This window comes from Paenibacillus ilasis (assembly GCF_043195395.1).
In the GTDB taxonomy this organism is placed as follows: Bacteria; Bacillota; Bacilli; order Paenibacillales; family Paenibacillaceae; genus Paenibacillus_AQ; species Paenibacillus_AQ lautus.
The window spans coordinates 267680-283349 of the sequence record NZ_JBHDJG010000003.1 but is presented as its reverse complement, the minus strand read 5'-3'; the positions used below and the strand labels follow the sequence as shown (position 1 = coordinate 283349).

Genomic DNA, 15670 nt, shown 5'->3' with positions numbered 1-15670 from the left:
GGCATGTATGGCGGTACATTACGTGCTGGCGGAGGAGGACGTTCCGGAGGGCGGGCACGCGGTCGTGAACATAGAGGGACGCGAAATCGGCATCTATCGGGTCAACGGCGAGTATCATGCGATTCTGAACTACTGCCCGCATCAGGGGGCGCCAATCTGCGCAGGACTGGTCTCCGGCACGACGCTTCCTTCGGAGGTGTATGATTACGAATACGGCCGGGCGGGCGAGATCGTCCGCTGTCCCTGGCATGGCTGGGAGTTCGACCTGCAGACCGGCAAGTCGCTGTTCAGCGACCGCATCCGGGTGAAGAAGTATAAGGTGGAGGTCCAAGAGGGCAAGATCGGGGTGGTGATGGGGAGGAAGCAGGCGGGGAGTTGAAGGGATGTAATTAATGGGGCTGCAGGTAACATTACTAGCCATGGGCACTCAAGTCACTTGTGTCAGCTTTTAACGGACCCTAGATCCGTTATTTAAGATCATAACTCGATTTTTTACAATGTACCGGACTCCAGATCCGCTATTGTGCGAATTATGGGTGCAAATACCGATTAAAACAGCAAATAAGGTCCTCAGGGTCCGCTAAAGTTACCAAAGGGGCTGTTTCGTATGAAATAAGGTCCTCAGAGTCCGCTAAAGTTACCAAAGGGGCTGTTTTGTATGAAATAAGGTACTCTGAGTCCGCTAAGTCCTCTGTGTCCGTTAGAAAATCCTTTCGACCATAGAGCAAGAGGACTTTCGGGACAAATTAAATGATATGGCGATCATATTTTTGGATGTCCGGTTCACATGTGATTTCTGCTCATTGCCCCGTTGGTCTAATCGGGGGATACGTAGGATGCGTGGTGCGTGGTGCGTAGTCCGGGGTATGCTTGGATGGCTCTTGATTAGAAAAAAGAGCGAGTATTGATGGGCAAGTGCCCCTCAAACTCGCTCTTTTAGTTACAGCGACTTGCCCGAACGGGTTATAGTTGTTTTCTACAATCCCCCTCACATCACCTGAGACAACACCAATCCCCCGTAAGCAAACGCGGCCAGGATCACCAAAGCCGGGTGGATTTTGCGGATGTTCATGGCCCAGAAAGCGACGGCGGCGATACCGAGGGATTGCAGGAGGCCGATGGAGATGACGGAGCTTTTGCCGATCTGCCAGGTCAGGGTCAGCATCATGATGGCGATGACGGGCTGAACCAGCAGGGTCATGCCTTTGACCACCGGCGACGTGCGATATTTTTGCAGCAGATTCAGCAGCCAGATGAGCGCTACCGCGGAAGGGATGACTGTAGCAGCGAGGGCGAGGGTCATGCCCATCCAGCCGGATACGTCGTACCCGACAAAAGCGGCGATTTTGGTGGCGATCGGGCCGGGAAGCGCGTTGCCAAGCGCAAGCATGTTGGAGAATTCCGGATCGGTCAGCCAGCCGTGATTCGTGACGATTTCCTTGTACATGAGCGGGATGGAAGCGGGACCGCCGCCATAACCGAGCACGTTGGAGACAAAAAAGCTGATCAGCAGCTGAAGCCATTCTTCCATTAGGCGGATCCCTCCTTATCCCGTCTTTGCTTTTTTAATTTGGCTACGGTTTTGAAATGTAGGGTGCCATATGCAAGGAACAGCATAATGACGAGGGCCGGATGAATCTGGAAACTCTCCAGCAGAAGAAACGACACCACGAAAAATCCGATCCCGGCGTAGATGCCGAGCCCCTTCACAGCCTTCTCGCCAAATTCGTAAGCCATCGTGCCCAGCATGACGGCAATGACCGGCGTAACGCCGGCAATCATGCCCGCCACCACTTTGGAGCTGCTGAGGAACGTCACGGCCGACAGCAGCGCGATCATCGCGATACAGGTCGGAAGGATATGCGCGAGAACGGCAACGATGGCGCCAAGCACCCCTTTTTCCCGGTAACCGAGATAGGCGGCCATCTTCGTGGCGATGGGGCCAGGAAGCGCGTTGGCGAGCGCGAGCACCTCTCCGAATTCATCATCGCTGAGCCAGTTGTAACGAACGACGGCCTCGTGACGGATCAACGGAATAACCGAAGGCCCGCCGCCGTAGCCGAGTATTCCGGTTCGGAACATGCCGAACGATAATTCCATGTATGGGTTGCTAGTTTTATCAGGCAAGGTATGAGTCCTTTCTGTCGAGAGTTAGAGTCGAATGCCCATTCGGCTTTTATAACGCTTGATTAAGATCTGCGTGTCCACACTCGTAATGCCCGGGAGCGGGTAAAGCTTCTCATTTAAAAACATTTCCATTTCCTTATGATCGGTAAACAGTCCGTGCATATGCAGCTTGCTGGGACCGGTCATATGATAAAGACTTGTTACATACGGCTCGTTCTCCAATGTGTCCGCGACCTGCTGTAAATGTTTGGGTTCGACCTCCACATTGAAAAAAGCAGATACCGAAATCCCCACTTTCTCCGGATTAATGACCGCCGCGAACCGTTCAATAACGCCGTCATCGATCAGGGCATTGACCCTGGCCTGTGCCGCAACGCGGGACAATCCAATCTCTTTGGCCAAATCCGTGTACGAGATTCGCCCGTTCTTGCCGAGGATTGCAATGATTTTGCGGTCCGTATCATCAATCAGGAGAGGCGCGTTCTCACCTGAAGAATGAATATTCATGGGCTTCAGCTCCTTTAGATTACTTATATGTAAGAAATACCTCGTATAGATATTACAAAACGTAATCAGAAAATCTTATTTAATTACGATACGTATAAATATATAAGCAATTTATGAAGTTTTCAACATGATAAGCGATGGTTGAAACTTTTTGCCCGCTTTTTAAGTCTAAGACTATGGATAGAAAAAGATAGATTTTTCCCCACTCGTCATCCGTTTGAAAAATCTGGGGCGACAGGGATCCGAAGAATGATCCGCATGCGTAGTCCTGAAAGGCTAACTGGTTAGAGGCCATTCTTAATTCTATTAAATGGATCATTTGATATAATTACCCTTTTATATCATTTTATGATAGGATAAACGTGGTAAATGACTAGCTTCTTAGAGTTTTTATTTGGAAAGGGCGGCATGGATATGAAGAAATTATTTTGCCTCATTCTGGTTATCGTTATGCTTCTCCCGGTCAGCATTGTTTCGGCAGCGGGCATGGATGGGAAACAGACTCAGAGCAAGGCCCAGGAAACCAAGGATGCAGCGGGCGCAACCACTCAAGCCAAGTCGAAGAACAAGCCGATAGATCTTGTTTTTGCAGGCGACATTCTGTTGGACGGCTACGTGGGGAACCAGATTGATAGATTAGGTAACCTATATCCTTTTAAGAAGGTAGCCCCCATCTTGAAAAAGGCGGATATGGCGTTTGCCAACCTTGAGACGCCGGTCTCCATTCGGGGCAAAGCGGCGGACAAAACCTTTGCTTTCCGTTCGAAGCCGGACACGCTTCAGGGCTTGGTCTATGCGGGAATCGACGGCGTAACGCTGGCCAACAATCACATTCTGGACTATGGGCAGCAGGCGATGCTGGATACGATTACCCATCTGAAGCGCCAGAAGATCGGGTACACGGGAGCCGGGCGCAATATGGACGAGGCCTTCCAGCCTTACGAGAAGAACATTGACGGAAAGAAAATTGCGGTGCTGGGCGTCAGCAGGGTGCTGTCGGACAATTCCTGGATCGCGGGCAAGAACCATCCGGGTGCTGCCTCCGCCTACACGATGGAGCCTATGCTGACCCATATTAAGAAGTCGGCCAAAACCAACGATTATACGATCGTGTACATTCACTGGAACCAGGAATTCGCCGATTATCCGGAAGAGTATGCTCGCACGATGGCGAAGAAGATGATCGACGCCGGTGCCGACATCATTATTGGTTCTCATAGCCATACCTTGATGGGCATCGAATATTATAAGAACAAGCCGATTTATTATTCGCTTGGCAACTTCGTGTTTAATCGCTCGACCCGGGGCGGTGACAATACCTTGTTGTCGATGATGGTCCATTTTGAAATCCAGGGCTCCAAGATCACAAGCCGGATTACGCCGGTGAAGATTATTCAAGGTCAACCGAATCTGATGGACAAGAAGTACAACAAAGACATCATCGCGAAACTGAACAAACTCTCCTACAATGCAAAAATTGATGCCAACGGTAACGTCACCAAAAAATAATAGGAAGTTAAAACAACTGCGGCCATAGGCGGCGGTTGTTTTTTTGTTTCCTGGGGAAGCTCGCCGTAAAAATAAGTCGGAAACTGGCGGCAAGGCGTTTTTTTTCATTCCCCGTATCCGACAAAAACTGCTTTTACGCCATTCAGCCGGAAATTCCTGCTGTAAAAATAAAATAAAATTTTACAAAATGTATTGTAAATTGAAATATTATTTCAATATGATAAAGGGAGAAAAGTCGAGTTAACTTGGGCCGTTGGAAGCGGTGAATACGAAGCGGTAACATACTTTTTTGCAGCCCTTCCAGCTAATGACTGAATGTAAAGCCGATAGCGGCAGAGTTAACTTCGTCTTAACACAGATTGGAGGTGGAATTAACAAGCGAGCGCTATACTCCCGAGTAGGTCTTTCGTTCATGAGCGGACTTACAACCGAGAGGAACCAGAGTCCAAGCATAGAGAAGGAGGAATTCATGTACATGTTAAGGAGCAAAAAGAGAATATCATCGCTGCTCAGCGGTGTGATGTTTCTATCGCTGCTGTTTCCCGCAGGACAAGCTGCTGCTGCCGACCCAATGGCTGCCGCTGCATCGGTCATTGATATGCGGCAGATGGAGATCGGGCCGGGGGCTACATACACGTGGGCGAATATGCAAAAAGGCAGCGGCGAGCAGAAGGTCCATATGGTGGAATTTGATCCATCGCAGGGAAATCTGGAGCTTCAGCCGGGTCTCACCGATGGCAAGGTATACGGCATGCAGGGAGTCAGCAAAATGGCGTCGGATGCCGACAAGGCAGGCAATCGCGTCATCGCGGCGGTGAACGGAGATTTCTACGATATGTCCACCGGAATTCCGCTCGGATTGTTCATGGGGGACGGAGAGCTATTGACGGATCCGCCCAGCGGCAGGAACGCCTTTGGCATTAAACAGGACGGAACGAGCCTCTACGGCAGTCCGAAATTAACGAAAAATGTGACGATAGGCGGAACGGTCAGCAGCCTGTCCTCTATCAACCGTCTAAGAGGGACGGACGCACTTGTTCTTTATACCGAAAAATTCAATGCCACCACGATGACCAATAATCTGGGAGACGAAGTGATTCTGGATATCGTGAGCGGCAGGGTCGCCAGCGGGGAGACCTTGACGATGAAAGTGGTCTCCGTTGTTAAGGATCAGGGGAATTTGCCGATCGGCCAAGGTCAAGTGGTATTGTCCGCTTCGGGCTCGCAGCGGAGCAAGCTTGCCGGGCTGAAGGCAGGGGATGAAGTGACGGCTGGTTTTCAGCTGGATAACGAGTGGCAGGACGTCACGATGGCGATTGGCGGCACCGTGATGCTGGTCAAGGATGGCGTCGTGCAGCAGCATACCGATCCGGCTGTACACCCGAGAACGGTGGTGGGCACCAAAGCGGACGGCTCCGTCGTGCTGTTCGAGGTTGATGGCCGCCAGCCGGGGTTCAGTGAAGGGCTTAACTACATCGAGCTTGGCGAAATGCTGCAAGAGCTTGGTGTAGTGAACGCACTAAATCTGGACGGAGGCGGTTCGGCCACCTTCGTTGCCCGCCTGCCGGGAGAAACGGAGCGCAAGGTGCTCAACTCGCCGTCGGACGGCGGGGAACGCAAAACGGCCAACGGCATTTTGCTGGTGAACAAGGCGCCTGAAGGAGCAGCGAATAAACTTGTTGTGGCGCCCACGCTGGAAAGAGTGCTGACCGGTTCATCCGCTACCTTCAAAACGGCGGCGGTAGACCAGAATCTGCATCCGGCTAAAATGACGGAGGCCGCGGTTTGGGGCGTTGACCCAGCCTATGGGGCGATCGACGCCAGCGGTACGTTTACGGCAGGCAACCAATCTGGATTGACCGAGGTATCCGTACAATCCGGTATTCTGACGGGTAAAGCCGCATTGGAAGTCGTTGATGAGCTGACTGAGCTCAAGTTCTCCGACGCCGTGAAGACCTTCTCCTCCGGCTCGACCGAGACGCTCAAGGTCACGGCGCTTCGCAATGGTCAAGTGGTACAGGCCGACAATAGCCGTTTGGAGTGGCGTACCGAAGGCGATATCGGGACGATTGACGGAAACGGGACGTTTACCGCCACGGACAAGCAGGACGTCAGCGGCAAAATCTTCGTGAAGTACGGTCAAATTGAGACTTCAATCGATGTGAACGTCGGGCTTCCGCCGGTGATGCTCGAGGATTTCGAGAACGGCCTTAGCCGTTATAAACCAAGCGCCGGAGCGCAGTACAAGTCGACCAAGGTATCTATTGAAACCGATGAGACCTATATTCGATCCGGGAATGGCGCTTTGAAGCTGGAGTATGATTTTACAGGAATGACGGGTACCTCCGGCGCTTATCTGCAGACGAACGGTACGGCGGACAATATCGAAATTCCGGGTTATCCGGAGAAAATCAGCATGTGGGTCTACGGGGATGGCAACGCTCACTGGCTCCGTGCCCAGATTCGTGACAGCAAGGGAGCGATCCCGCTCGATTTTACCGATCAGACGATCGGCGTCGATTTCAAGGGATGGAAGTATCTCGAAGCGTCCGTGCCCAAAGGAAGAACGCTTCCGCTGGTGATGGACATGCCGGTTCGTTACATGGAAACCCAGGCGGCGAAAAAAGACGCTGGTGCCATTTACGTGGACGAAATTCGTGCATTGTACGGTCCGGCCAATGACGATATCGATCCGCCGATCTTAAAGAAATTCTCTCCGGCTAACGGTACGGAGATTACAGAGAACACGCCGACCATTACCGTGTATGCCGAGGATGCAGGCTATGATCCTGTGGCACACCCGGGAACCACCTTAATTGATCCGGACAAAATCCGGTTCGATCTGGACGGCAGTCCGGTGCAGCATACCCTGTATCCGCCGGAAGGACGAATCCATTACACGCCAAGCGTTCCGCTCGCCGATGGCGTTCATCAGGCGAGAGTCACCGTCCGCGATCTGTCGGGCAACCAAACGACCGAGGAATGGAACTTCACCGTAAATACCGGTGCAGCCAAAGTGGTATACAATACGCCGGATACGATCTATGTTGGCGGCAGTTACACGCTGGATATCGGCGGTGTGAAGACATCCCAAATCCGCAGCGGGCATGTCGATTTCCAATTCGATCCCACCAAAGTGGAGAATCTGGAGCTCATACCGGGGGACAAGCTGAGCCCATCCCAGGTTAGTGCGAACATTGACGCTACAACAGGAGTGGTGAAAGTGACTTGGAAGGACATCCATACCGCATCCCTGCAGGATACGGATTGGATCGGCCAAATCCGGTACGACGTGAAAAAGAACGCAACCGGCAGCAGCATCATATCGCTCACGTCCGGAGCGGTATCCTTCACCGATACGGGCAGTACCGAATTCTCGTTCTACGGTCTTCCGATCGAATCGCAGATCGCAACGCATTATGCGCTGAGCTGGAATGAGGAAGGAGCGGTACAGGGATACGAAACCGTGTTTGAAGTGACCGATGCCCAAGGTCAGCCTGTGGAAGGCGTCCAGATCATGGCTGACGCTGCAGCGGTTGGCACAACGGATGCAGTGGGTATCCTGAAGACGGGGGCGCTGACGTCCCAGGTCAAGACGTATACCGTGCAGGCCGTCAAAGGCAATCAATATAGCCCGGCATTGGAGTTTAAGGTTTCGCCGCTGGCTGGAAGTCCTACTCCGTTCAACATCAGCGTGGGCATGGGAGAAGATCCGACCACGTCGCGGATGCTGAACTGGCACACGGACCCGGCGACGGATGAGACCGTCGTGGAACTGGTCAAGTGGTCCGAATTTACGGATTTCGATGCGCCGAACGTCCAGAAATTCAATGGTGCCAGCGAGTTGTACCATACCTTGGATCTCGGCACAGTCCGTGTCCATAAAGCGACAGCGGCCGGACTTGAGCCGGGCACAGAGTATGTGTACAGAGTCGGTGACGGCCAAGGCCATTACAGTGCACAAGGCTCCTTTAAAACAACGGAGCTTGCGGGAGACACAACGAAATTTTTGTATTTTGCCGATTCCCAGGCTTCCACCTCGAAAGAGTTCGAGCTGTGGGGGAATACAATCGACAAGGCGGCAGCCGAGCATCCGGACGCCGAATTCATGGTCCATGCCGGGGATATGGTGGACAAGGGATTCCTGGAGGAGCAGTGGAACTATTGGTTCGATGAAGCCCAGAAGCATTTCCTGAATACGACGTTAGTGTCGGCCATCGGCAACCATGAAGTGATGGGGAATAAGGAAAACGGGGACTTCCTGGCTCACTTTAATCAGCCGGGCAATGGCTTGGACAGCCTGAAGGGAACGAACTTCTCTTTTGATTACAAGGACGTTCATTTCATTATGCTGAACAGCGAGTATCAGCTGGAGGAGCAGAAGAAGTGGCTCCAGCAGGATCTGGCTAACAATACGAAGGAATGGACCATCGCGATGTTCCACCGCGGGCCTTATGGAAGTATCTATGATTCCGCCGAGGTACGCAGTCTGTGGGCGCCGGTGCTGGAGAAATTTGGCGTGGATCTCGTGTTAAACGGACATGATCATATATATATTCGTTCTTACCCGATGATGAACAACCAAATTGCCGCGGACGGGAAGGGCACAACCTACGTCGTAGCGGGATCGTCAGGGCCTAAATTCTACTCTCACACGGAGCGAGGCTGGCATGAGGTGGTCGACGATGAACCAACTCAGATGTATGCTTCTGTGGAAGTGGAAGGAGACGAGCTTTATTATGTAACCAAAACCGTTGACGGACGCGTCGTGGATGAGTTTACGCTGGCGAAGTCGGATACGAAGCCGGAACCGCAGCGGATTGAAGTAACTCCAAACCAACTGACGCTAGCTGTAGGCGAGAGCCAAAAATTGGTGGCTCTAGTGAAGCCGCGCAGGGCTGAACGAACTGTTGTGTGGTCCGTATACAGTTCCGAACCGTCGAATGATGTCGTCAACGTATCCGCAGACGGCGTCGTGACGGCTCAAGGTCTGGGCAGCGCGGTCGTAAGAGCGACCAGCACGGCAGCGCCGGATGTTTATGCAGACGTGAAGATTACGGTAGACCGAATCCCGAACGGCAGCATCGAATCGATACGCTTAAGCGGCAAATCCGAGCTGAAGATCGGGGACGCCGATCAGACCGTAACGGAGGCCGTTTATACTGACGGCAGCCGTATCCGTATAATCGAAGGCATCACCTATGCGAGCAGTAAGCCGGACGTAGCTTCCATTGATGAACAGGGCTCGGTACGGGCTTTGGCAGAAGGGGCGACCGTCATTTGGGCAACCTACGAAGGGTTCAAGTCGGAATATGATTTGAAGGTGACCGCCCGGGGCGGGGGGAATCCCGATCCGGGACCGGAGCCGCCGGTAGACCCGCCCGTGCAGCCTCCGGTAACATCACCAGTTACACCACCAGTAACGCCGCCGGTAACGCCGCCGTCAGGCAGTGTCACGTTATCCGTGAGCGAGCTGGCTGCCAAGCTCTCGAACGGGCAAGTTGTAATAACGATGGATGGAAGCTTTACGGATATTACGCTGCCAGGGAATGCAGCAGACATCCTCAAGGATGGTTCGATCCACCTTGAAGCGAAGAATTTGTCCCTAACGATCCCGGCCGAAGTGCTTCGCCAGCTGGGCGCCCTTGCAGATGCAGGGCAGCTTGAGAAGAGCACGATGAAACTGAGTGCCGACACGTTATCGGATGCGGAGAAGAAGGAGCTTATCGAGCAAGCTGCCCGCGCTTCCGGTGCGAAGCTGACTTCAGCGGGAGCCATGCTGAAGTTCCAGCTTCAATTAACGAAAGCGGATGGCAAAGTCCACAGCTTAACGGAATTCGATCATCCGATCACGCTGGAACTGCCATTATCTAATGCAGCTAACGGCAAAAGAATTGCCATATACTATTTGTCCGACAATGGTGAGCTGGAGTATATTGGCGGTGTAAACAAAGACGGCCGCATGGCCGCGGGAATCCGCCATTTCAGCGCTTACGGTTTGCTGGATTACGAGAAAACCTTTGCCGATGTGCCATCTTCATTCTGGGCCGCGGAAGTGATTGCCGATTTGGCTGCGAAGCAGCTCATCGAAGGCGTAAGCGCGGACCGCTTCGCACCGGCTCAGCAAGTGACCCGGGCCGAATTTGCGGCGATGCTGGTTCGTCTGCTTGATCTTCAGGCAGAGAGCTCTGCGCCGTTCGCCGATGTAGCTTCAAGCAAATGGTACGCAGAGGCTGTGGCCGCAGCTGCCGAGTCAGGCATCGTGAATGGAACTAGCAAAGACCGTTTTGATCCGGACGCCCCGATTAAACGTCAGGAAATGGCGGCGATGCTGGTGCGCGCTTATGCCCACGCAATGAAACAGCAGCAGGAGAGCATCAGCGCGGGCAGCGATTTTGCCGACCTTGCTTCATCCCGGGACTGGGTTCGGGAAGCGGTAGAAACTGCGCATGCCCTCGGTTTTGTTCAGGGCCATACACCGAGCCGCTTTGAACCGGAAGGCCTGACCACGCGTGCGGAAAGCGCGCAGGTCATCTATAATCTGTTGCACAAACTGAAGTAAAGGCTAGAAGGCAGAATACCGCTTCTCTTCTCCTGTAGATGATCACAGAGGAGAGAGGCGGTTTCTTTTTTAGGTTAAAGAATGGCGGAAGTTCCGATATAATGATTACATGGTCAATGAGTGAATGTAAATCGAAGTAATGGCTAATCTGGTCACCGGGAAGAGGGGGAAGAGGATGACGGAATACGCGAACACGCCGAAGCCGCCGTATTATGCCTGCATTTTTGTGTCCAAGCGTACACAGGGTGACCGGGGTTATGGGGTGATGGCCGATAAAATGGCGGAGCTCGCAGCGCAGCAGCCTGGCTATTTGGGGGTGGAGTCTGCCCGGGATGAGGGTCTCGGGATCACGGTATCGTACTGGGATTCCCTGGAGGCCATTCGTTTATGGAAGGAGAATGCCGCACATCAGGTAGCGCAGGAAAGGGGCAAGAACGAGTGGTATGAAAGCTTTGGCTTGCGAATTTGCAAGGTGGAGAGGGATAGCTTCTACAAGCTTTAGGCAAGGCCAATCAAGGAAGAGGATGAGGAGGAGTAAATGATGATGCAGAATCCGGGTAATATCAGATGGGGAATTATGGGGACGGGCTGGATTGCGGAGCAGTTTGCAGCCGATCTGGCGTATGTGGAGAATGCTCAGTTTGTGGCCGTGGGCTCACGTACGGCAAGCAGTGCAGGTGAGTTTGCGTCGAAATATGATATCCCGCGGGCTTATGGCAGTTACGAAGAGCTCGTAGGGGATCCCGACGTCGACGTTGTGTACATAGCGACTCCGCATCCGCTGCACCGGGAGCATGCCTTACTGTGTCTTCATGCCGGCAAAGCCGTCCTGTGCGAGAAACCCATCACGATTAACGGGGATGAACTGGAGGAAGTAGTGGCGGCTGCACGGGAGCAGAAGCTGTTCCTGATGGAGGCCATGTGGACGCGTTTCCTTCCGCCGATCCGGCAGGTGCGCGAATGGCTGAACGAAGGGCTTATCGGCGATGTTCGGCTGCTGAAGGCCGATTTCGGGTTTCGGAGCGGCTGGAATCCGCAGGGCCGTTTGCTGAACCTGGAACTTGGCGGCGGCGCGCTGCTGGATGCGGGTATTTATCCGGTGTCGTTTGCCTCCATGATTTTTGGAACCGAGCCGGAGAAGATATGGAGTACCGCGCATATCGGCGAGACGGGCGTAGATGAGCAGTTCTCGGTTATTCTATCTTATGAATCCGGCAAGACCGCTTCGTTAAACGGGGCGATCCGGCTGGGACTGACGAATGAAGCTTATATTTATGGCACCAACGGGTATATTCACATACCTTCTTTCCTGAATGCAACCTCCGCTTCGCTTCATGTAGATGGCGAGGAACCGCTGGTTGTTACAGATGACCGTCAGGAAAAAGGGTATAGCTTCGAGGCTTACGAAGTGGGACGTTGCCTGCTGGAAGGACGGCTCGAGAGCGATGTGATGCCGCTGGACGAGTCGCTTGCGATTATGAGGCTGCTGGATCAAATCCGGGGGCAGTGGGGATTGAGGTATCCTTCGGAAGGTTAAGCCGTGAAGCTGATAATCGGACTTCTTGAATACGTGAACTGAATGAATGAAGAAGCCAATACGGGGGATTGTCCCATGTTGGCTTCTTTTTTGTGATTCCCTACGTCATGGACAGCTGAAATTCCTGCCTGATTTATAAAATTATATTTTATTAAAACTATTGAAATTTGAAATAAAATTTCAATATGATAGAGATAGAGATGAACATGTGTGTAAGACCATCACGATCATCTATTCTAGCAGATCGATAGGAGGTGAGCGGCAGCCGATTTCGCTTGGAATTGGACTTCAGTTTGGATAGCAAGCACTCATACTAAAGGGAGTGAATTCGTGAATGATAATCAAAAGGCGTGTCTATCGTAGCAGCAAGTCGATTCTATCCATGACGCTGGCGTTAGCCGTGATGTTCAGCTCGGCTGTTTCCGCTTGGGGTAATTCATTTGATGCGTACGCAAGCACCGGAGAGCCAGGGGCTGTCGTCATCGAAGATTTTGAATCGATAACAAATTTGTCCGCGTCTTCCGCAAGGGGAAAGGCCCAGCTGGATGTAGTAGGGAGGCCGGAGCCAATCTATTACGGTCATCATGCTGCAGCTCTAACTTATGATTTTGTGGGCAGCGAATCCGGCACCTCGGCGGCTTACCTCAACCTCAAAGACCCGGACGGTTCTACCGGCAGAAGCGTTTCTGGTTCACCGACTGCACTCGGCTTGTGGGTTTACGGCGATGGCGGGAACCACTGGCTCCGGGCCCAGCTTCAGGATTCTTCCGGCGGCAAGCATGCCGTGGATTTAACGTCGACCTCCGGTTTTAGCTGGAAGGGCTGGAAATACGTCAAATTTAACGTTCCCTCTACCATCAAGGCTCCTCTCAAAGTGAATCAAATCTATATCACCGAATTAAAGGATACGAATAAAAACAAAGGTACCGTATACTTTGACAGGCTGTCCGCATTCTATACGGCTTCCCAGGTGTACGGGCTCGACATTGGCGGGCTGACGCCCATGGGCGTTGGAGAAACGGTGAAACCCCAAGTATATGCAACCTATGAAGGACATACGGAACCTGATTTATTAACAACCGGCGTGAAACTCACCAGCAGTGACGATAACATCGCTACTGTCACGGGCGCTACATACGACACCATTGAAGCATTGGCGCCGGGAACGGTAACCATAACAGCGGAATACGGAGATGCACCAAAATCTCAGTATGAGCTTCATATTACGCAGGATGCGCCAGCCCCTGGAGAATTGCTGTTATCCGGGCCGCTTCATATGGAAACCAGTCTTACCGGCAACTTGAGAACCAGTGTGGTTTACTCCGTATACGGAAACCAGACGGATCCGGTATGGCTGACTGAAGGAATTAGCTATGTAAGTGATCAGCCGGGCGTTGTATCGGTAGACCAAGCCGGTCAATTGACCGCAGTTTCCGCAGGAACGGCAGACATTACGGCTTCGTACCGCGGAATAACCGCACAGCATGCCATTACGGTGACGGATCCGGTTCCTGTTCTGCAGAGCATCGAACTTCAAGGTCTTACAGCGGTTACGGTTGGAGACTCCTTCGAGACGGCGGTGTCCGCAACCTACTCCTGGATGGAAGAGCCGATGATCATAACGGAAGGCGTTACGTTTACCAGCAGTCATCCGGATGTAGCCGCTGTTGATGATAAAGGAGTGGTATCCGGCTTGAAGATAGGTTCCGCTAGAGTAACAGCCACATTCCAAGGAAAGACCAGTTCCCTCTACATCACGGTGAATAAAGCTTCTGAGCATCCAAAAGCCGAGCTGAGAGCGGCCTGGATTGCAACCGTCGACAATATTGACTGGCCAGCCAAAGGAGTCACCGATCCGGATCAGCAGAAACAGCAGTTTATCAGCCTGCTTGATCAGCTGGAGGATGCGGGGATGAACGCGGTCATTATGCAGATCAAGCCGACGGCGGATGCATTCTACCCGTCCAATTACGGGCCATGGTCCGAATGGCTGACGGGAGTTCAGGGTAAGGATCCGGGGTACGATCCGCTGGCATTCCTGCTGGAGGAAGTCCATAAGCGGAACATGGAGTTTCATGCCTGGTTTAATCCATACCGCATCAGTCTTCAAGGGGACGTTAACAAACTTGTAGCCACCCACCCGGCGAGGCAGCATCCGGAGTGGGTCGAAGAATATGGAGGCAAGCTCTATTTCAACCCGGGGATACCGGAGGCACAGCAGTTTATTATTGACGGCATCTTGGAGGTCGTTCGGAATTACGACATCGACGCCGTGCATTTTGACGATTACTTCTACCCGTATCCCGTAACCGGCGTGGATTTCCCGGATACGGACACCTTTAACCAATATAAAGGCTCCTTTACGAATAAGGGAGACTGGAGAAGAAATAACGTCAATCAATTCATTCAGAACGTGAACGAAGCCATCAAGGCAGAGAAGAGCTACGTGAAATTCGGCATCAGCCCGTTTGGTATCTGGAAAAATAAATCCAGTGATCCGACCGGCTCTGAAACCAATGGCCTTGAGAGTTACAATGCCATCTATGCCGACTCGAAGAAATGGGTTGAAGAAGAGTGGATCGATTATATTACGCCTCAGATTTATTGGAATATCGGTTATTCCGCTGCCGCTTACGATAAGCTGATCGATTGGTGGAGCGGGATCGTGTCCGGCAAGAACGTTCATCTATACAGCGGACAAGCCGTATACAAAATCGGGTCGAATACCGATTGGTCCAACCCCGAAGAGATGCCAAACCAGATCCATTACAACCGCAACTTTGAGGAAGTCCTGGGCAGCATGTACTTCAGCTCCAGATGGTTTAAGGATAACGCGCTCGGGTTTACGGACAGACTGAAGAACGATCTATATCGATATCCGGCCTTGATCCCGGCGATGCCTTGGATCGATTCGGAAGCGCCGAATGCGCCCAAGAAGCCAAAGGCTGATCACGAGCAGGATGGCGTGAAGCTAAGCTGGAGGTCGACAGATGATGAGACGTATTATGCGGTTTATCGTTTTGATGGCAGAGGAACCGGCAGTGTTCAAGATCCGTCGCATTTGTTAGGGACTCTCCGAAAAACCGCCGGTACGACGCAGGCCTTTGTTGATCATACCGTCGTAAAGGGACAAACCTACACTTATGTTGTGACGGCCGTCGATCGTCTGCATAACGAGAGTACCGCAAGCAAACCGGTCACGGTGAAAGTGAAACAAAGCGGTAAGCCTGGAAAGCCCCCGGTGAATCCACCGGGGAAACCGAGCAAACCGTGAGTTTTACATGATAGCGATAGGATATAATCCGTACCGGTTAACGGCGGGTCTTCTTCCCTAGCAAGATGTCGCTTTAGAGAACGGACGGTCCGCTTCAAGAAAAAAGGGACATCCCCGGCTTATTGCCTTGGGATGTCCCTTTTGCTGCTTGTTC

The 15670-nt window shown here is 52.4% G+C and carries 9 protein-coding genes; 6 read left to right on the top strand and 3 right to left on the bottom strand.

Going from position 1 to position 15670, the window contains the following annotated elements:
- Nucleotides 1–7 precede the first annotated feature (7 nt).
- Complete coding sequence (locus tag ACETK5_RS25495) at nucleotides 8–379, top strand: Rieske (2Fe-2S) protein (protein WP_394058606.1); 372 nt, start codon at nucleotides 8–10, stop codon at nucleotides 377–379.
- A 609-nt stretch (nucleotides 380–988) separates the two neighbouring features.
- Here ACETK5_RS25495 and ACETK5_RS25490 read toward each other — a convergent pair.
- From ACETK5_RS25490 to ACETK5_RS25480, 3 genes are read right to left on the bottom strand one after another with little or no spacing between them, the layout of a single operon-like run.
- On the bottom strand, nucleotides 989–1531 hold the full coding sequence (locus ACETK5_RS25490; protein ID WP_394058604.1) for a chromate transporter: 543 nt from the start codon (nucleotides 1529–1531) through the stop codon (nucleotides 989–991).
- Nucleotides 1531–2100 carry a chromate transporter gene (locus tag ACETK5_RS25485; RefSeq protein WP_394058602.1) on the bottom strand — a complete coding sequence of 190 codons (570 nt, stop codon included), beginning with the start codon at nucleotides 2098–2100 and terminating at the stop codon, nucleotides 1531–1533. The genes ACETK5_RS25490 and ACETK5_RS25485 overlap by 1 nt, the downstream gene beginning before the upstream one ends.
- Nucleotides 2101–2151: 51 nt before the next feature.
- Nucleotides 2152–2634, bottom strand: coding sequence for an Lrp/AsnC family transcriptional regulator (locus ACETK5_RS25480; RefSeq protein ID WP_216534678.1), 483 nt, complete (start codon nucleotides 2632–2634; stop codon nucleotides 2152–2154).
- Between the two features lie 414 nt (nucleotides 2635–3048).
- Here ACETK5_RS25480 and ACETK5_RS25475 point away from each other — a divergent pair, with 414 nt between their 5' ends.
- From ACETK5_RS25475 to ACETK5_RS25455, 5 genes are all read left to right on the top strand, one after another.
- Nucleotides 3049–4143 (top strand): CapA family protein, encoded by a 1095-nt coding sequence (locus ACETK5_RS25475; RefSeq protein WP_394058600.1) that lies wholly within the window; start codon nucleotides 3049–3051, stop codon nucleotides 4141–4143.
- 475 nt (nucleotides 4144–4618) lie between these two features.
- Nucleotides 4619–10705 (top strand): phosphodiester glycosidase family protein, encoded by a 6087-nt coding sequence (locus ACETK5_RS25470; RefSeq protein WP_394058598.1) that lies wholly within the window; start codon nucleotides 4619–4621, stop codon nucleotides 10703–10705.
- A 175-nt stretch (nucleotides 10706–10880) separates the two neighbouring features.
- Nucleotides 10881–11207, top strand: a complete 327-nt coding sequence (locus ACETK5_RS25465) for an antibiotic biosynthesis monooxygenase family protein (RefSeq protein WP_326117225.1) — start codon at nucleotides 10881–10883, stop codon at nucleotides 11205–11207.
- 39 nt (nucleotides 11208–11246) lie between these two features.
- Entirely contained in the window at nucleotides 11247–12242 is a 996-nt protein-coding gene (locus ACETK5_RS25460) for a Gfo/Idh/MocA family protein (protein ID WP_394058595.1), read from the top strand.
- Nucleotides 12243–12576: 334 nt separating this feature from the next.
- Nucleotides 12577–15516, top strand: coding sequence for a family 10 glycosylhydrolase (locus ACETK5_RS25455; protein ID WP_394058593.1), 2940 nt, complete (start codon nucleotides 12577–12579; stop codon nucleotides 15514–15516).
- Nucleotides 15517–15670: the final 154 nt, after the last annotated feature.